15 protein-coding genes, 10 tRNA genes and 1 pseudogene are annotated in these 17,779 nt (G+C 40.8%); 7 read left to right on the top strand and 19 right to left on the bottom strand.

What is annotated here, in order from left to right; all coding sequences use genetic code 11:
- Positions 1-21 precede the first annotated feature (21 nt).
- From HQQ94_RS06270 to hemA, 6 genes and pseudogenes are all read right to left on the bottom strand, one after another.
- Positions 22-1,059, bottom strand: a complete 1,038-nt coding sequence (locus tag HQQ94_RS06270; RefSeq protein ID WP_173293611.1) for an oxidoreductase — start codon at positions 1,057-1,059, stop codon at positions 22-24.
- A 63-nt stretch (positions 1,060-1,122) separates the two neighbouring features.
- Positions 1,123-1,530, bottom strand: coding sequence for a GNAT family N-acetyltransferase (locus HQQ94_RS06265; protein WP_173293610.1), 408 nt, complete (start codon positions 1,528-1,530; stop codon positions 1,123-1,125).
- Positions 1,531-1,688: 158 nt separating this feature from the next.
- Positions 1,689-1,958 (bottom strand): annotated as a pseudogene (locus HQQ94_RS06260) (GFA family protein); the annotation flags it as partial.
- A 98-nt stretch (positions 1,959-2,056) separates the two neighbouring features.
- On the bottom strand, positions 2,057-2,899 hold the full coding sequence (gene prmC / locus HQQ94_RS06255) for a peptide chain release factor N(5)-glutamine methyltransferase (protein ID WP_173293609.1): 843 nt from the start codon (positions 2,897-2,899) through the stop codon (positions 2,057-2,059).
- 60 nt (positions 2,900-2,959) lie between these two features.
- A complete protein-coding gene (gene prfA, locus HQQ94_RS06250; protein WP_173293608.1) occupies positions 2,960-4,045 on the bottom strand; it encodes a peptide chain release factor 1 in 1,086 nt (361 codons plus the stop codon).
- Between the two features lie 12 nt (positions 4,046-4,057).
- Positions 4,058-5,308: a glutamyl-tRNA reductase gene (gene hemA / locus HQQ94_RS06245; RefSeq protein ID WP_173296541.1), complete on the bottom strand. Its 1,251-nt coding sequence runs from the start codon at positions 5,306-5,308 to the stop codon at positions 4,058-4,060.
- Positions 5,309-5,573: 265 nt separating this feature from the next.
- Between hemA and lolB the strand changes: the two genes are divergently transcribed.
- From lolB to HQQ94_RS06230, 3 genes are all read left to right on the top strand, one after another.
- Positions 5,574-6,221 carry a lipoprotein insertase outer membrane protein LolB gene (gene lolB, locus HQQ94_RS06240; RefSeq protein WP_173293607.1) on the top strand — a complete coding sequence of 216 codons (648 nt, stop codon included), beginning with the start codon at positions 5,574-5,576 and terminating at the stop codon, positions 6,219-6,221.
- Positions 6,218-7,072 carry a 4-(cytidine 5'-diphospho)-2-C-methyl-D-erythritol kinase gene (ispE, locus tag HQQ94_RS06235; RefSeq protein ID WP_173293606.1) on the top strand — a complete coding sequence of 285 codons (855 nt, stop codon included), beginning with the start codon at positions 6,218-6,220 and terminating at the stop codon, positions 7,070-7,072. Before lolB ends, ispE begins: the two co-directional genes overlap by 4 nt.
- Before the next feature lie 66 nt (positions 7,073-7,138).
- Positions 7,139-8,086, top strand: a complete 948-nt coding sequence (locus HQQ94_RS06230; protein ID WP_173293605.1) for a ribose-phosphate pyrophosphokinase — start codon at positions 7,139-7,141, stop codon at positions 8,084-8,086.
- Positions 8,087-8,282: 196 nt separating this feature from the next.
- Here HQQ94_RS06230 and HQQ94_RS06225 read toward each other — a convergent pair.
- From HQQ94_RS06225 to HQQ94_RS06165, 13 genes are all read right to left on the bottom strand, one after another.
- A tRNA-Gln gene (locus HQQ94_RS06225) sits at positions 8,283-8,357 on the bottom strand.
- A gap of 41 nt (positions 8,358-8,398) precedes the next feature.
- Positions 8,399-8,483: transfer RNA gene (locus HQQ94_RS06220), tRNA-Leu, on the bottom strand.
- 232 nt (positions 8,484-8,715) lie between these two features.
- A tRNA-Gln gene (locus HQQ94_RS06215) sits at positions 8,716-8,790 on the bottom strand.
- Positions 8,791-8,831: 41 nt separating this feature from the next.
- Positions 8,832-8,916: transfer RNA gene (locus HQQ94_RS06210), tRNA-Leu, on the bottom strand.
- Between the two features lie 139 nt (positions 8,917-9,055).
- Positions 9,056-9,130 (bottom strand) — tRNA-Gln (locus HQQ94_RS06205).
- A 41-nt stretch (positions 9,131-9,171) separates the two neighbouring features.
- Positions 9,172-9,256 (bottom strand) — tRNA-Leu (locus HQQ94_RS06200).
- A gap of 187 nt (positions 9,257-9,443) precedes the next feature.
- Positions 9,444-9,520, bottom strand: a tRNA-Met gene (locus HQQ94_RS06195).
- Positions 9,521-9,536: 16 nt separating this feature from the next.
- Positions 9,537-9,611 (bottom strand) — tRNA-Gln (locus tag HQQ94_RS06190).
- Between the two features lie 42 nt (positions 9,612-9,653).
- A tRNA-Leu gene (locus tag HQQ94_RS06185) sits at positions 9,654-9,738 on the bottom strand.
- Between the two features lie 109 nt (positions 9,739-9,847).
- Positions 9,848-9,924 (bottom strand) — tRNA-Met (locus HQQ94_RS06180).
- A gap of 267 nt (positions 9,925-10,191) precedes the next feature.
- A complete protein-coding gene (gene ychF, locus HQQ94_RS06175; protein ID WP_173293604.1) occupies positions 10,192-11,283 on the bottom strand; it encodes a redox-regulated ATPase YchF in 1,092 nt (363 codons plus the stop codon).
- A gap of 145 nt (positions 11,284-11,428) precedes the next feature.
- A complete protein-coding gene (gene pth, locus HQQ94_RS06170; RefSeq protein WP_173293603.1) occupies positions 11,429-12,013 on the bottom strand; it encodes an aminoacyl-tRNA hydrolase in 585 nt (194 codons plus the stop codon).
- A 145-nt stretch (positions 12,014-12,158) separates the two neighbouring features.
- The gene (locus HQQ94_RS06165; protein ID WP_217274131.1) at positions 12,159-13,295 is read right to left on the bottom strand and encodes an FAD-dependent monooxygenase; all 1,137 of its coding nucleotides are present in this window, start codon (positions 13,293-13,295) and stop codon (positions 12,159-12,161) included.
- Positions 13,296-13,737: 442 nt separating this feature from the next.
- Here HQQ94_RS06165 and miaB point away from each other — a divergent pair, with 442 nt between their 5' ends.
- From miaB to corC, 4 genes are all read left to right on the top strand, one after another.
- A complete protein-coding gene (gene miaB / locus HQQ94_RS06160) occupies positions 13,738-15,162 on the top strand; it encodes a tRNA (N6-isopentenyl adenosine(37)-C2)-methylthiotransferase MiaB (RefSeq protein ID WP_173293601.1) in 1,425 nt (474 codons plus the stop codon).
- Between the two features lie 141 nt (positions 15,163-15,303).
- Positions 15,304-16,341, top strand: a complete 1,038-nt coding sequence (locus HQQ94_RS06155; RefSeq protein ID WP_173293600.1) for a PhoH family protein — start codon at positions 15,304-15,306, stop codon at positions 16,339-16,341.
- Positions 16,338-16,814 carry an rRNA maturation RNase YbeY gene (gene ybeY, locus HQQ94_RS06150; RefSeq protein ID WP_173293599.1) on the top strand — a complete coding sequence of 159 codons (477 nt, stop codon included), beginning with the start codon at positions 16,338-16,340 and terminating at the stop codon, positions 16,812-16,814. The genes HQQ94_RS06155 and ybeY overlap by 4 nt, the downstream gene beginning before the upstream one ends.
- 51 nt (positions 16,815-16,865) lie before the next feature.
- On the top strand, positions 16,866-17,741 hold the full coding sequence (corC, locus tag HQQ94_RS06145; protein WP_173293598.1) for a CNNM family magnesium/cobalt transport protein CorC: 876 nt from the start codon (positions 16,866-16,868) through the stop codon (positions 17,739-17,741).
- Positions 17,742-17,779 lie beyond the last annotated feature (38 nt).

The raw sequence follows: 17,779 nt of genomic DNA, 5'->3' as shown, positions 1-17,779 counted from the left end.
TCATGTTAAAAGAAGTGACGATTATCGCTTGTGCCCCCATACTGGCAAGGTTTTCCTCTCACGGCTACTCATCTCTGCCAATTCAAGTATTGTTAACACGTTAACGGCATCAATAGGATTAACCGGATTACGACTGCCAATATTAATTGCACTCGCTATACCTTGATAATACTGCTGGTAACACCCCATCTCAGTTTCGATGGGTTCAACCGAAGTTTCACCATATAGGCTGCCGTATTGTGCTTTTTCCTCAACACCATAGCCTAACTGATCCGGCATCAAACCATTTTGCAACTGCTTTTCTTGGGGATCAAATCCATATTTAATGAAACTACCTTTGCTCCCCTCAAGTCGAAATCGACTATTGGGTGCTGCGGTAAACGAGCTGGCATGAAGCACGACTTCATGTTCAGAATAATGCAGTTGTACGTGGAAATAGTCAGTGGTTTTTGAAGCATTTCTTAACGATAAACATCGTGCTGTTAATGCCTGTGGTAAACCAAAAAGCGTTATGGTTTGGTCTACCAAGTGAGATCCTAAATCATACCAAATACCGCTACCAGGGCCTGGTTCTTCTCTCCACCTCTGGCGAACCGTTGGGCGAAAGCGATCATAATGAGATTCAAAGTATTTAATTTCACCTAATGAATTATTTTTCAATAATTTTTGTACTGTTAAAAAGTCACCATCCCAACGCCTATTGTGAAACACGGATAATACTAGAGCACGCTTTTTAGCAATAGAGACTAGCTCTTGCGCTTCTGCACTCGTCGTTACCATCGGTTTTTCTACAACAACATGCACGCCACTTTCTAAGCATAATTTGGCTAACCTAAAATGCACATGGTTTGGTGCAGTAATAATCACCAGATCAATATTTCCGCTGGTGATTAATTTATCTGCTGAATCAAATAGGGTTACTGATGGATGGCTAACTTTTACAATACTCGATTTCGTACTGCTGATGCCAGTCAACCGCATTGAGACTGTAGACTCAATTAATGGTATATGAAATGTGTTTGCAGAATAGCCATAACCTACCACACCTACTTTTATCATTGATACAACTCTTTACTGATGAGACAGTGGCGATGCAACAGCCTATACTGAATTGACTATCGATTAATGTTCTGTCCCTGCGTATACCCACATAGGCACTGTGTTACCCGCACGCTCAAAGCCTAGCGCTTTATAAAAATCGATAGATTCACCATCAGCAGTTAGCATTTGTTGGTGAAAACCACTGTATACCGATTGCATCGCCTGCATCATTTTACGGCCGATGCCATGACCATGATTTGAGGGATGAACCAACATATGAGGATAATACACCACCAGATAGCCATCAGAGATAGCATTGCCCACACCAACCAATTTTCCTGAAAGTCTTGCTGTAACAAGTGTATGAGAGTTTCGCAGCGCTGGAATTAGCCACTCTGCTTTATCAGCTGATGACCATTCATTGGCTCGGTATAACTCAATCACTTCAGATTCATCAATGTGACCGTTGAGTACAATTTTAATATCCATATTTACTGCCCATAATAACGATTATGTTATCGATTTTATAGCACTAAAGCACAACATCCAAGTGTATTTGAAGATGCATTGAGTAAATAACGCTTTGAATTAAAAAAGTTTAAAAGTCTCTGCATTGACCTTACATTTAATACAATGAGTGCAATTAATCATAAAACAGATCTATCTGAAGGATGATTAACACCGTCATTTGTCACCACGTCTTCTAAATCAAAGGGATTAACCCCCTCAAGACAAGCAATATTGTAGCCGTATTCTGTAGGATTTGAACGACGTTGGTGATGGGTGTAAATACCACAGTTTGAACAAAAATAGTGTTTAGCAGTATGAGTGTTAAATTGATACAATTTCAGTATCTCAACTCCCTTTAAGATACGGATCCCACTAAGATCAACAGATCCGACAATGGCACCTTTTCGATTGCCTACTTTTTTAATCATACCACTTCCTTGTTCATAAAAACGCCATGAGAATGAAAATATCCATGGCGTTATTGTTAAACGAATGCGTTAAAAAACTATCTTGGCCAACGACCCAGTGTGCAACGGTCATTACTACCAAAATCTCGCACTGTGGCGACATTTTTATAGCCTAGCTCAATCATCTTATCTCTTACTTGTATTGCTTGTGCAAAACCATGCTCTAGCAATAAATAGCCCCCTGGCGTCAAATAATCACGAGCACAACTGGCTATATGATATAAATCAGAAAATCCATGCTCAGATGCAGTCAAAGCACTGTGAGGCTCAAATCTCACGTCACCTTCTTCGAGATGTGCATCCGCTTCATCAATATAAGGAGGATTAGACACTATAAGACTAAAATCGTAATAGCTAATTGAATCAAACCAATCACTTTGAATAATATCAACTTGTGGCTGTTTCAGATGTGCTCTATTCGCTTTAGCCAATGCAACCGCTTCAATAATGTTATCAACAGCGGTTATCTGCCATAAAGGCTTTTCGTACGCCAAAGACAGGGCAATAGCACCCGTTCCCGTGCCTAAATCTAATACCTTAGCGGTTTCAGCTAAAGGTAGATTTAACGCTGTTTCAACTAAAATCTCGGTATCAGGCCGAGGGATCAATGTCGTCGGATTAACCATAAAAGACAGTGACCAAAACTCACGCTCACCAACAATATGGGCTATTGGTGTACCGAGCAAACGTCTGGCGACCATCTTGGTGTAATCGTCTATTTGTTCCGATGTTAAACGCTCATCAGGCCAAGTATAAAGATAACCCCGTTGTTTATGTATGATATGCAGCAACATCACCTCAGCATCAAGCTTAGGTGTATCAGAAACATCAAGCAATTGAGGTGAGGCCCACGCTAGGGCCTCAGATAGTGTCTGGTACAAATGATGTCCTTAATGTAAAAGCCTGTTTAAAAAGCTGATTAAGTAATTAACCCTCTCAGATTAATCTTCAGCTAACGCCGCTAACATATCAGCTTGATTCTCTAGCATTAGCGGCTCGATAATCACGTTTAACTCACCTTCCATTACTTCGTTTAAACGGTACAGAGTTAGATTGATTCTGTGATCACTTACACGGCCTTGAGGAAAGTTATATGTACGAATACGCTCAGAGCGATCACCACTGCCTACGAGATTACGGCGAGTGCTTTCTTCTGAACTACGACGCTTTTCATCTTCAACGGCTTGAATACGTGCTGATAGCACGCTCATGGCTTGGGCCCGGTTTTTATGCTGAGAACGTTGATCTTGGCATTCGACGACAATACCTGATGGTATATGGGTAATACGAATAGCGGAGTCCGTTTTGTTGACGTGTTGTCCCCCCGCTCCCGATGCTCGAAAAGTGTCGACTTTTAAATCGCCACTGTTTATTTCAATCGCATCCGCTTCAGGCACTTCAGGCAGTACGGCAACAGTGCATGCTGAAGTATGAACTCGACCTTGAGATTCAGTCTCTGGTACACGTTGTACCCTATGCCCACCAGATTCAAATTTAAGCTTACCGTAAACCCCTTCACCAGACACTTTAACAATGACTTCTTTAAAACCTCCTTGTTCGCTTTCATTGGCACTCATCACTTCTAATTGCCAGCGACTAGACTCACAATAACGGCTATACATGCGGAAAAGATCACCGGCAAAAATAGCCGCCTCATCACCACCGGCACCGGCACGGATCTCAATGAATGCATTATTATTATCATTAGGATCTTGAGGAAGGAGTAAAATTTGAAGCTCATCTTCTAGCCTCTCTAGTACCGACTTTGCTTCTTTCATCTCATCCTGAGCCATTTCCTTTAGCTCTGGATCATCATCATTGAGCATTTCTTTCGCCGCGGCGAGATCATCCATTGCCAATTGAAAGGCGGTAAAGTGTTTCACTACATCTTCAAGCTGAGAATACTCTTTAGACAACGCACGAAAACGTTCTTGATCGGCGATAACACTCGCATCGCTAAGCAAAGCTAACACTTCTTCATTACGCTCAAGCAAGCCTTCAAGCTTGCGAATCACACTATCCTTCATTAAAACGTAACCTTAATTTTTATCTAGTCCGAGCGCGCTTCTGAGCTGACCAATGCTATTCAAGTCACCTTGACGACTTGCTGCTGTTAAGGCTTGAGTTGGCGCATGGATCAATTTATTGGTTAGCTTGTTGGCCAGTTCGAGTAATAGTTGCTCACTGTCTCCTCCCTGAGCTAACTTATTAATCGCACGCTCAACTAGCTCATCTCTTATCGCCATACTTTGGGTACGGTATTCACGAATGCTATCAACCGACTCTAGCGATTGCAGCCACTCCATAAAAAGATGTGATTCATCTTCAACAATGATCTCAGCTTGCTCGGCAGCCTCTCTTCGTGAGGCCATATTCTGTTCAATAATGCTTTGCAGGTCATCAACGGTATAGAGAAAAGCATCATCAAGATCAGCAACTTCAGCTTCAATATCTCGAGGAACGGCTATATCTACTAACAACATAGGTCGATGACGACGCTGCTTAAGCGCTTTTTCTACCATCCCTTTTCCTATAATAGGCAAAGGGCTCGCGGTGGATGATATCACGATATCGGCCTGAGCGAGATAATCTGGTATCTGTTCCAGTTTAATCGCCTTGGCAGCAAACTCCTGACACATGCTTTCAGCTCGTGAAAGGGTTCTATTTGCCACCACCATACTAGCAACACCATTATCTTTTAGATGTCTGGCAACTAACTCAATCGTTTCTCCCGCACCAATCAGCAACACTTTTGTTGAGGTGATTGATGAAAAAATATGCTTTGCCATACTCACAGCAGCAAACGCAACCGACACAGCAGCAGCACCAATCTCTGTTTCTGTGCGCACTTTTTTGGCAACCGAAAACGTATTTTGGAACAAACGGTCAATAGTAATGGCAATAGAGCCAGCTTCTTTCGCTTTAACAAAAGACTGTTTTACTTGCCCTAAGATTTGAGGTTCACCTAGAATCAATGAATCCAACCCTGAAGAGACGCGCATTAAATGCTTTACAGCCGTCTGCCCCTCGAACTTATATAAATAGGGCTCAACTTGTTCATGGGTAAGTTGGTGGTAGTTTTCAAACCAACGAATAACCTCAGCCTCATCACCAGTGTTGGTATAAAGTTCTGTACGGTTACAGGTTGATATGATCACAGCTTCACCAGTCCTGGTGCATTTCGCCAGACTCTTCATTGCTTCATGAATTTCATCAGGAGAAAAAGCAACCTTTTCACGTAAATCAATCGTGGCTGTTTTATGATTAATACCAATTGCTACAAGGCTCATTTGACTCGTTTTAGTCTCTAGGCATCTCATTTATGATCCATTCTACTGAATTGAACTCACTAAAAACAGAATATGCGTAACAAAACCGAATAATAATCTCAATTCTTATCCATTTTTACAATTAAGACCCCTTTAAACGGCGATAAAAGCTTTTACAAAAAGACTCATAAACTTGATACAGCAAGGAATTGAGTAAATTTATTGATTTAGATTGTAATCTCATCAGGCCCTCGTATCATAGGAAACTATCTACTAGCAGCAATAGATGAATAATTTGAGCTACTTCACAAAAATCAAGCTTTTCGGGATCATATTGTGCGCATCTTTACTTTCAGCTTGTGCGACAAAAATCCCCGATAACCTCATTCCCATACAGGTTAATCATGTATCACAAGCACCATCTTGGGAAATGCAAGGTAAACTTGCCGTTAACACTCCCGATAGCAAAGTAAGTGCTAATCTCTATTGGCTACATACACCAGACAGCAATGAATTAAAACTCACCACCATGTTGGGTACCACGGTGCTGTCTTTAACGACAAGACAAGGTATAGCAAAATTAGAGGTTGATGGTAAGGTCTATGAGCATAACGATGCCCAAAAGTTGCTAACTGAAATCACTGGTTGGTCTATTCCAGTCGATTCTTTGCCTCTATGGATAACCGGCCAAGCGGATAACAATGATAAAATCATCAGCCAAGATGAACAATTAAGACCCAACGTACTCCTTTCTTTAAGTGATTCACCGCCATGGCAAGTCACATTCAAAAGTTGGCAAAAACAAAGTGGCGCCCAATTACCAAAATTATTACAACTGACAAAAAGCCAGCTTAAACTTAAGATACAGATCAACCATTGGCAAGCGCTAGCGGCCAAGGCAGCACCTGCATATAACCAGAAGATCTCTAAATGAGCAATGACATATCACTCGGCTGGCCTGCACCTGCTAAATTAAACCTTTTTTTACACGTCAATCATAGGCGTGAAGACGGCTATCACGAACTTCAAACTCTGTTTCAATTTGTTGAATATGGCGATGTATTGGATTTTAAAATCACAGAGAACTCAACATTAACGCTCCATTCACATATTAATGATGTTGTCGCCGATACAGATAACTTAATTCTGCGTGCCGCAAAATTGCTCAAAGAAACATCAGGAACACAAAAAGGTGCTGAAATATGGCTTAATAAATGCCTTCCAATGGGGGGAGGAATAGGCGGAGGTTCATCAGATGCTGCTACCTGTTTAGTTGCCTTAAATGCATTATGGAAAACGCAATTAAGCCGAGAAGAACTGGCTCAAATAGGATTAAAACTTGGTGCTGATGTCCCTGTTTTTGTTAAAGGTTTATCCGCTTTTGCAGAAGGTGTAGGGGAAGAGTTTACTCCCGTTTCACCACAAGAATATTGGTATCTAATTTTGACACCCGATGTCCATGTCTCTACAGCTTCGATATTTCAAGATCCTGATCTGCCGCGTAATACTCCTAAATTGGATCTCAATACATTAATGAGTAGTAAATGGCAAAATGACTGCCAAGAACTTGTCGTAAAAAGATACCCTCAAGTTGCCAAAGCATTGGACTGGCTGATAGAATATGCGCCGTCTAGAATGACGGGAACAGGTGCTTGTGTTTTCGGGGAATTCGAGCTTCAGCAACAAGCACTAGATGCCTTGGCTAAATTGCCAAACAGCATGGCGGGCTTTGTTACTAAAGGGACAAACATATCACCTTTAGAGCTGCGTTTAGCGCAGCTTTAAAGGACACTTCTGGGGCAGTCTATATGTCCCAGCCATTAAATGAAGCATACGCCTGAGGTTGATACAGTGCCTGACATTAAACTTTTTGCTGGTAACGCAACACCAAATCTCGCTAAGAAAATAGCTGACCGTCTATTTTGTAAACTAGGAGACGCAGATGTTGGCGTTTTCAGTGATGGTGAAATCAGTGTCCAGATAAACGAGAATGTACGTGGTGCGGATGTCTTCATCATTCAATCTACTTGTGCACCGACTAACGATAACCTAATGGAACTTATCGTAATGGTTGATGCACTTCGTCGTGCTTCTGCTGGACGTATTACAGCCGTTATCCCTTATTTCGGCTACGCTCGTCAAGATCGTCGCGTTAGAAGCGCCCGTGTGCCTATTACAGCTAAGGTTGTAGCAGACTTTCTCTCTAGCGTAGGAGTTGACCGCGTACTTACCTGTGATCTTCACGCTGAGCAAATCCAAGGGTTCTTCGATGTACCTGTTGATAACGTATTTGGTAGCCCTGTGCTACTTGAAGATATGTTAGATAAGAAACTTGAAAATCCTGTTGTCGTATCTCCAGATATTGGCGGTGTTGTTCGCGCACGTGCTGTCGCTAAACTGCTTGATGATTCAGATCTCGCTATTATCGATAAACGCCGTCCTCAAGCGAATGTTGCACAGGTTATGCATATTATTGGTGATGTACAAGGACGTGACTGTATTATCGTTGATGATATGATCGATACTGGTGGCACATTGTGTAAAGCGGCTGAAGCATTAAAAGAACATGGGGCAAACCGAGTATTTGCTTATGCGACACACCCTGTATTTTCTGGTAATGCAGCTAAGAACATTGCCGAATCTGTGATCGATGAAGTGATAGTGACAGACACTATTCCTCTAAGTAAAGAAATTCAGGCACTTGATAAAGTTACTCAGTTAACAATGTCGACCTTAATGGCTGAAGCTATTCGTCGCGTCAGCAACGAAGAATCCATATCCGCTATGTTCAAACACTAAGCTTTATGACTGAATACCAATAAAAAACGCACTCATGAGTGCGTTTTTTTATGTCTAAAATACATTTTTTTTATACATTATTAACAATAGCATTAAACTCTCTATCCTATCTAATCTTCTATAGGGAAGTCGGATTATTTTAACTTATTAAATTCAATCCAATAAAAAACCCGTCAAAAGACGGGTTTTTTATATTTGGCTGGGATACCAGGATTCGAACCTGGGGATGCCGAGATCAAAACCCGGTGCCTTACCGCTTGGCGATATCCCAATTTAACTTGTCAACAACATACCTGCACATTGTTTTAATTATGGTACGGGAAGAGAGACTTGAACTCTCACACCTTACGGCACCAGAACCTAAATCTGGCGTGTCTACCAATTCCACCACTCCCGCATTAAATATCATAATTTACATCTTGATATAGATGACAGTTAGTAATCTGGCGTGTCTAACATCAACACCACCACTCACACACTGAATATCATAATTTACATCTTAATATAGATGACAGTTAGCAATCTGGCGTATCTAACATCAACACCACCACTCACACTGAATATAATAATTTACATCTTGATATAGATGAAACGTATAAGATATTGTATATCTAACGTTAACGTAAAAATGGCTGGGATACCAGGATTCGAACCTGGGGATGCCGAGATCAAAACCCGGTGCCTTACCGCTTGGCGATATCCCAATCTAACTTGTCAACAAGACACTAGGCATCTTGTTTTAAAATGGTACGGGAAGAGAGACTTGAACTCTCACACCTTACGGCACCAGAACCTAAATCTGGCGTGTCTACCAATTCCACCACTCCCGCATTGTATCTATTCTACATTTCCAAACAATTTAGAGCTTGATTTAAATTTTAGCTGCATAGACAGATTTCACTCAAATTTAAATATTGCCTATATTGCTATAAATACAAGGCAATGTTATTTAAACATCAAGATAAAAAATGGCTGGGATACCAGGATTTGAACCTGGGAATGCCGAGATCAAAACCCGGTGCCTTACCGCTTGGCGATATCCCAATCTAACTTGTCAACAAGACACTAGGCATCTTGTTTTAAAATGGTACGGGAAGAGAGACTTGAACTCTCACACCTTACGGCACCAGAACCTAAATCTGGCGTGTCTACCAATTCCACCACTCCCGCATTAAATATCATAATTTACATCTTGATATAGATGACAGTTAGCAATCTTGCGTGTCTAACATCAACACCACCACTCACACACTGAATATCATAATTTACATCTTGATATAGATGTCAGTTAGTAATCTGACGTGTCTAACATCAACACAACAAAAACTGCATTGCTCTGTTTTATATCTAGAGAAGATGGTAGCAATAGCGGGACTTGAACCTGCGACCCCAGCATTATGAATGCTGTGCTCTAACCAGCTGAGCTATATTGCCAAATAACGTTTTAAAATGGCTGGGATACCAGGATTTGAACCTGGGAATGCCGAGATCAAAACCCGGTGCCTTACCGCTTGGCGATATCCCAATCTAACTTTTCAACAATATGCTAAGCATATTGTTTTAATAATGGTACGGGAAGAGAGACTTGAACTCTCACACCTTACGGCACCAGAACCTAAATCTGGCGTGTCTACCAATTCCACCACTCCCGCACTGATTATCATAATTTACATCTTGATTTAGATGACAGTAACAAAAATTTGATATCAGACATCAATATAAAATATTACTGTAACTCTTGTTTTATATCTTAGAGTAAGATGGTAGCAATAGCGGGACTTGAACCTGCGACCCCAGCATTATGAATGCTGTGCTCTAACCAGCTGAGCTATATTGCCATTGTTTCTTTTCCTCTCTTGTTGAGGAACGGGGCGTATTATGCTTATTCAGCTCATCGAGGTCAATAGCTTTTTTCGCTATTCTTAATGTTCACAATCGTTCGGCTATAACTTCACCAAAATGATGGCTAGATACTCAATTTAACGCCCTTCCAATCTCTGTATTCAATAAATATTAACATTAGTTAAAAACTAAACATAACAAACGACTCAATCACTCATTAAGCCGTCTTGAACGCAGATAGCAAAACTAATTACACGATAATATTATACATTAAAGAGGAAATGCATCACATCTCCATCTTTAACGATATAACTTTTTCCTTCAACTCTTAGTTTACCAGCCTCTTTTGCACCAGCCTCACCTTGATAGGTAATAAAATCATCATAGGCCATTACTTGTGCACGAATAAAACCACGTTCGAAATCAGTATGAATAACACCTGCTGCTTGAGGTCCTGTTGCTCCGACTGGAACAGTCCACGCCCGTACTTCTTTAACACCAGCGGTAAAGTATGTTTGCAAAGTTAATAAGTCATAACCCGCACGGATCACGCGATCTAAACCGGGTTCTTCTAGACCAAGGTCGGCCATAAACTCTTCACGCTCTTCAACTTCCATTTCTGCAAGTTCGGACTCTATCGCAGCACAAACAGCAACAACGACTGCATTTTCTTTCAAAGCAATATCACGAACAATATCTAAATGAGGGTTATTTTCAAAACCATCTTCAGCAACATTAGCAATATACATCGTCGGTTTAAGTGTCAAAAAGTTTAAGTAGGCTACTGCAGCCAATTCTTCTTTACTGAGGTCCATTGAACGCAACATATTGCCTTGGTCAAGCTCTGGACGCATCTTTTCAAGCACTGTAACTTCGAATTTAGCCTCTGAATCACCACCTTTAGCTCGTTTGGCTTGACGCATAATAGCACGCTCGCAAGAATCGAGATCTGCTAATGCTAATTCTGTGTTAATCACTTCAATGTCATCAGCAGGTGAAACTTTATTCGCTACATGAACAATATTGTCATCATTAAAACAACGAACCACATGACCAATCGCATCTGTTTCGCGGATATTAGCTAAAAATTTATTACCGAGTCCTTCGCCTTTAGAAGCGCCAGCAACGAGACCTGCAATATCGACAAACTCCATTGTCGTGGCTAATATACGCTCAGGATTAACAATTTTGGCTAATTCATCTAAACGAACATCCGGCACAGGTACGACGCCGGTATTTGGCTCAATAGTACAAAAAGGAAAGTTAGAGGCTTCAATACCTGCTTTAGTTAATGCATTGAATAAGGTTGATTTACCTACGTTTGGCAAGCCTACGATGCCACATTTAAAACCCATATTGTTTACCTTTAATATCAATTACAAACTAACAATAGCACTCGTTAGTTAAGTTACTTATTAAAAGCCGCAACAAGCGACTTAATCAAATTTGGTCCAACTTTAATCACACATAATGAATGAGGTAAAGAGGCATTTATTACTTTTAAATCTTATAGGAATGCAGTCGGTTCATGGCCTTAGCCATACTATCATTAAATAGCACTTCTGTTGATCTCACTGCCTCATCAATAATGGTTTCAATCGCTGTCTGCTCTACTGCTGGCGCTTTACCCAAAACATAGTTACTGACTTGATTTTTATCACCTGGATGACCGATACCAATACGAAGTCGGTAAAATCCTTTGTCATTTGCCAAGCTAGCGATGATATCCCGCAAACCATTATGGCCACCATGTCCACCTCCAAGTTTAAACTTGGCAATACCAGGCTCCATATCCAATTCGTCATGAGCAACTAAAATTTCATCAGCTTCGATACCGAAAAAGTTAGCCATCGCCCCGACAGATTTACCACTTAAATTCATAAATGTTGACGGTATAAGCAAACGCACGTCTTTTCCATGTAAAGTCACTCTAGCCGTTAAGCCGTAGTATTTACTATCAGCGGTTAACGTCGCGCTGCACACTCTAGCCAACTCTTGTACGTACCATGCACCAGCATTGTGCCGAGTGTATGCATACTTTTCACCTGGATTTGCAAGTCCAACTATCAGTTTTATGTTACTCATACTGTCTATTCTTTCGTTAGTTACGATTTATAACAAAAAACATTTTAACCTCGACATACTCGCCAACCTTAAAATGAGGTACCGATAAAACGCGGCATTTTAACACTCTATGCTCAAGTCAACAAACGATAAGAAAATTAACCTTTTATTTAAGCCCCATAGCATACTTAAGCACTTGTTTTTTAATGGGAGAGTTAATATTTGCTACTTTTAGGGCCACATTTCGTATTAACTTCAATGGCAAAATTTCATTACTAAACCCTGCGTAGAATACATCCATTGCCGTCATCATTAGTTGGTTATCTTTATAACGGCTTTTTTCATATGAAGCCAAAGCTTCCTCTTCCCACCAAGACTCACCTTGACAAATCTTAGACGCAACCATGGAAATTAAGGCATCAACATCTTTAAAGCCAATATTAACGCCTTGGCCAGCCAATGGGTTAATTGTATGGGCTGCATCGCCTAAGATCACCAGATTATCGGCGTAATAAGACTGTGCATGGCGTCGACTAAGTGAAAAACTGCCCTGTTGCAACACCTCAAAGTCCCTAGCTAATCTAGCTGGAAAATGTTGTTTGATTTGTTCGGCTAGTGCCTGATTATTCATTTGAGAAAGTTGTGCAATTCGACTCGCATCATCATACCAAACTAAAGAGGCATTATTGCCCGGTAATGGTAATAATGAACGAGGTCCATTTGCGGTAAATTGCTGCCAAGTGACATCGTGATATTGAGTTGTTTTAATGTTGATTAGCATGGCAGATTGGGCGTAATCCCAACCTGTTGATCCAATCCCTGCCCACTGTCTAACTTGTGAGTTAGCTCCATCAGCCCCTACGAGTAACGCCGCCTCTATGCAACGTCCATCATGAAGATGAAGTTGAACGGCTTTATCTCTACGACTAAAACGTTCAACCGTAATAGGGCATAATAATTCGATATTATCAAAAGCCTCAAATTGTTGCCAAAGCGCCAACTGAATGAGGCGATTCTCAACGATATGACCAAGATGAGTCATGCCGATTTGATCAGCATGAAATTGGGCCATAACACCATCTATTTCCCACGTTTCCAAGCCTAAATATACCGCTCTTCTCATCTGAGTTAGCGGTGTTAAGGCTCCGAGACGATCCAGTAAATTTTCCGACGCTACACTCACTGCCGAAACGCGAATATCGATTGCTTGCTTATCACTATAAGCCTTGGGCTGAAATGCTTCGATAACAGCAACATTTAACCCTAACTGCGCTAAACCAATAGCTGTAGCTGCGCCAATCATGCCTCCACCAAGGATGACGACATCTTTGCTTATAACCTTAACTTGTGGTTCATTCACGATTGGCTCCCCATACTAACATCTCTTTTTATCAGAATTTAAACCGTTAACTGTGATGACAGAAATATTGACAATTCACCATACGTATCTCAAACAATTACCCCACGTAAACTGAGATAGATTATGCCCTATATCAATATCCGACGGAAATATCAGTCTATTTTAGAGTACTCAACAGAGTCAATATCGATGAATATTCTTATTCCATCATGATAAAAATGAGCAAAACCTCACCGTTTTCAGTAACAAATTAGCCATAACAAAGAAAAAAGTTGGCTCGAAATAGATATTTTTCAATAAAAAAGCCCAAAAGCTGGTCAGTACCTTGTTCAAGAGGTAAAATGTTGCGCTATTTTTCCCGTGGTTCCAAGAGTGACGTAAACTGATGAGTAAAAAACTCCATATTAAAACTTGGGGCTGTCAGATGAATGAGTATGACTCATCAAAGATGGCCGATCTAATGGATGAGTATAAAGGATATACGCTAACAGACGATCCTGCAGAGGCCGACATTCTCTTGCTAAATACCTGTTCTATTCGTGAAAAGGCTCAGGAAAAAGTGTTCCATCAACTTGGGCGCTGGAAAAAATTAAAAGACAAAAAACCAAATCTCATTATTGGAGTAGGCGGTTGTGTTGCTTCACAAGAAGGTCAAGTCATTAAAGATCGCGCCCAATGCGTAGATTTAATTTTCGGCCCTCAAACATTACACCGTTTACCTGAGATGATTGATCAAATCAAACATGGGGGCAAAGCCGTTATCGACATCAGTTTCCCTGAAATTGAAAAATTCGATCGCCTACCTGAACCACGTGCTGATGGTCCAAGTTCATTTGTTTCTATCATGGAAGGATGCAGTAAATATTGTTCTTTTTGTGTTGTACCTTACACTCGTGGTGAAGAAGTCAGTCGTCCACTAGACGACATTATTCTTGAAATCGCGCAACTTGCAGAACAAGGTGTACGTGAGGTCAATCTATTAGGCCAAAATGTTAATGCTTATCGTGGTACAACCCATGACGATGACATCTGTACCTTTGCAGAGCTGCTTCGTTATGTTGCTGCGATCGATGGGATCGACAGATTACGCTTTACCACCAGCCACCCAATTGAGTTTACGCAAGATATTATTGATGTTTATGAAGACACGCCTGAACTCGTTAGTTTTCTTCATTTACCGGTACAATCAGGTTCTGATAGAATTCTAACTCAGATGAAACGTGGTCACATGGCTATCGAATATAAATCTATTATTCGTCGCCTGCGCAAAGCACGCCCAGACATACAAGTCAGCTCTGATTTTATCATAGGTTTCCCCGGCGAATCTAAGCAAGATTTTGCAGACACAATGAAATTAATCGAAGATATTCAGTTCGATCATAGCTTCAGCTTCATTTACAGCGCACGTCCAGGCACACCGGCATCAGATCTACCTGATGATGTGAGCCTCGATGAAAAAAAAGAACGTTTAGCTATTTTACAAGACAGGATCACCCAGCAAGCCATGCGTTATAGTCGCCAAATGTTAGGCACTGTTCAGCGTATTTTAGTCGAAGGACCTTCGGTCAAAAACCCCATGGAACTTAGAGGACGTACTGAAAATAGTCGCGTTGTTAATTTCGAAGCCGATCCTAGACATATAGGCAGCTTTGTTGACGTAGAGATTGTCGATGTATATACCAACTCGCTACGAGGTATCTTTATTTGTGGCGAAGATGAAATGGCACTTCGTCGTTCCCTGCAACCTTCGGATATTGTTGCAAAACATAAAAAAGATGATGAAATAGGTGTTACTCAGTATATTCCTTAATACACATTCAATGAGAAAAGCGGCACAATTTATGCCGCTTTTTTTATCTAATGAATCACTGTTTACTCATAAATAGAATTAGCAATTGTCCTATTTCACTCGTAAACTGTAGTATAAGTTTACGCCCATTTGGAGTTGTTTTTGTCTAACAAGCTAACCACGCTTACTTTGTACCTTGAGCCTGCTGATACTCGACGTTTATTATCTCTGTGCGGACCTTACGATGACAACATTAAACAATTAGAACGCCGAATGGGTGTTGAAATTAGCTATAGAAATAATCATTTTCAAATTGTAGGTGAGCCAAAAATCTGCTTAAGCGTAAATAATTTACTTAAAACGCTTTATGTCGAAACTCAATCTCTCAAAGGCAGTACACCTGATCTAGAACCTGAACGTGTACACCTTGCGATTCAAGAGGCGGTAAACCATGAGGTTGAATTACCGAAAAATGATAAAGATCTCTATATAAAAACAAAGCGAGGTGTCATTAAACCTCGTAATCCAAACCAAAACCATTATGTTACCAATATTATCAACCATGACATCAGTTTTGGTATAGGGCCTGCGGGAACAGGAAAAACATATCTAGCAGTGGCTGCTGCAGTCGATGCATTAGAGCGCCAACAAGTACGCCGTATATTGCTAACTCGTCCCGCAGTTGAAGCCGGAGAAAAGCTTGGTTTTTTACCAGGCGATCTCAGCCAAAAGGTAGATCCTTATCTGCGTCCATTATATGATGCACTGTTTGAAATGCTAGGATTTGAAAAAGTTGAGCACTTAATAGAGCGTAATATAATCGAAGTGGCCCCACTGGCATATATGCGCGGCCGCACGCTCAATGACGCATTTATTATTCTCGATGAAAGTCAAAATACAACCGTAGAACAAATGAAAATGTTTTTAACTCGCATTGGTTTTAATTCTCATGCAGTGATCACGGGTGATATCACTCAAATAGATTTGCCTAAACATCAAAAATCAGGACTATGCCACGCTATCGAAGTATTAAGTGAAATCGAAGAGATCAGTTTTAATTTTTTTCAAGCAAAAGATGTCGTTCGTCATCCCATTGTCGGCAAAATAGTTGAAGCTTATGAAAAATATGAACAGCGTGCTCAAATAGTTAACCCTAAGCATGATAATCAACAAAAACGACAGGAAACAGCAGAAAAATGAGTCACCTTTGCACAGATTTTAAGCTAGAGCTGGATCTTCAAATAGCGACTGACAACGATAGTCTACCCACACAAGAAAACGTTGAACTTTGGGTGCTAACCGCACTCAAAAACACAATGACAGAAGCTGAATTAACAATACGTATTGTCGATGTGATAGAAAGTCAGCAGCTTAATCATACCTATAGAGGTAAGGATAAACCAACCAATGTTCTTTCATTCCCATTCGACGCCCCGCCAGAAATAGACATCCCTTTACTTGGTGATTTAGTCGTCTGTGCATCGGTTGTTGAACACGAAGCAATACAACAAAACAAGTCATTGCAAGCACATTGGGCTCACATGATTGTACATGGTTGTCTTCATCTGCTAGGGTATGATCATATTAACGATGCCGAAGCTGAAGAAATGGAGTCAATAGAGACTCAACTTATTGAAAGCTTAGGTTTTAACAATCCATACAAGGAGCTGTAACAGGTCAATATTTAGCAATACAATGCTAAATGTTTTAGACTGAGAAAAACTATGAGTGATGATATCCCACCGAGTACCAGCGCCCAGAAAAAGAGCTGGTTAGAGAAAGTAAGTCAGTTGTTTCAGGGCGACCCCCAAAGTCGCGATGATCTTGTTGAAGTGATCCACGATGCAGAACTGCGTGAAGTGATATCCGAAGATACACGAGAGATGATTAAAGGCGTCTTAGAAGTATCAGATCTACGAGTTAGGGACATTATGATCCCCAGAGCGCAGATTGTGGCGCTGCAAATAGATGATTCAGTAACTGAACTACTCTCTACTGTCATAGGAACTTCCCATTCTCGTTTCCCTGTGATTAACGAAGATAAAGATCACATTGAAGGTATTTTACTTGCAAAAGACTTACTCCCATATGGGTTTAAAAACAATGATGAGCCTTTCTCACTAGGGCAAGTTATCCGGCCGGCCGTCGTGGTACCTGAAAGTAAGCGAGTAGAAGTACTTCTCAAAGAATTCCGTTCCCAAAGATATCATATGGCAATCGTCGTCGATGAATATGGTGGAGTCTCTGGACTGGTCACCATTGAAGATATTCTCGAAGAAATTGTGGGTGAAATCGAAGATGAATTTGATCATGACTCCTCAGAAGAAACTGAAGTACGTAAAGTCAGTAGCTTTGTTTATATGATCAAAGCGTTAATGCCAATTGAAGACTTTAATAATGCCTTCAATACCCAATTTAGTGACGAAGAGTTCGATACAGTTGGCGGTTTAGTCTCTCATGCCTTTGGACACCTACCAGAGCGTAATGAGAAGGTGATTATCGATGACATTGAATTTACAGTTATTAATGCAGATACACGTCGATTGCTGCAACTTAGAGTTAAGCTCCCCGATCCTAATACCGAAGAGAAAAGCGCATAGCACTTTTTAAAACTCGGTAGACTTTTATGATGAGGCTT

The organism is Shewanella sp. VB17 (genome assembly GCF_013248905.1).
Taxonomy (GTDB): Bacteria; Pseudomonadota; Gammaproteobacteria; order Enterobacterales; family Shewanellaceae; genus Shewanella.
This window is presented reverse-complemented; position numbering and strand designations above follow the sequence as displayed.

What these genes read in the sequence shown, in the direction of transcription:
- HQQ94_RS06270 (WP_173293611.1), bottom strand. Translation starts at nt 1,059, where the DNA reads ATGATAAAAGTAGGTGTGGTAGGTTATGGCTATTCTGCAAACACATTT.
- HQQ94_RS06265 (WP_173293610.1), bottom strand. Translation starts at nt 1,530, where the DNA reads ATGGATATTAAAATTGTACTCAACGGTCACATTGATGAATCTGAAGTG.
- prfA (WP_173293608.1), bottom strand. Translation starts at nt 4,045, where the DNA reads ATGAAGGATAGTGTGATTCGCAAGCTTGAAGGCTTGCTTGAGCGTAAT.
- hemA (WP_173296541.1), bottom strand. Translation starts at nt 5,308, where the DNA reads ATGAGCCTTGTAGCAATTGGTATTAATCATAAAACAGCCACGATTGAT.
- lolB (WP_173293607.1), top strand. Translation starts at nt 5,574, where the DNA reads ATGAATAATTTGAGCTACTTCACAAAAATCAAGCTTTTCGGGATCATA.
- ispE (WP_173293606.1), top strand. Translation starts at nt 6,218, where the DNA reads ATGAGCAATGACATATCACTCGGCTGGCCTGCACCTGCTAAATTAAAC.
- ychF (WP_173293604.1), bottom strand. Translation starts at nt 11,283, where the DNA reads ATGGGTTTTAAATGTGGCATCGTAGGCTTGCCAAACGTAGGTAAATCA.
- pth (WP_173293603.1), bottom strand. Translation starts at nt 12,013, where the DNA reads ATGAGTAACATAAAACTGATAGTTGGACTTGCAAATCCAGGTGAAAAG.
- HQQ94_RS06165 (WP_217274131.1), bottom strand. Translation starts at nt 13,295, where the DNA reads ATGATTGGCGCAGCTACAGCTATTGGTTTAGCGCAGTTAGGGTTAAAT.
- miaB (WP_173293601.1), top strand. Translation starts at nt 13,738, where the DNA reads ATGAGTAAAAAACTCCATATTAAAACTTGGGGCTGTCAGATGAATGAG.
- ybeY (WP_173293599.1), top strand. Translation starts at nt 16,338, where the DNA reads ATGAGTCACCTTTGCACAGATTTTAAGCTAGAGCTGGATCTTCAAATA.
- corC (WP_173293598.1), top strand. Translation starts at nt 16,866, where the DNA reads ATGAGTGATGATATCCCACCGAGTACCAGCGCCCAGAAAAAGAGCTGG.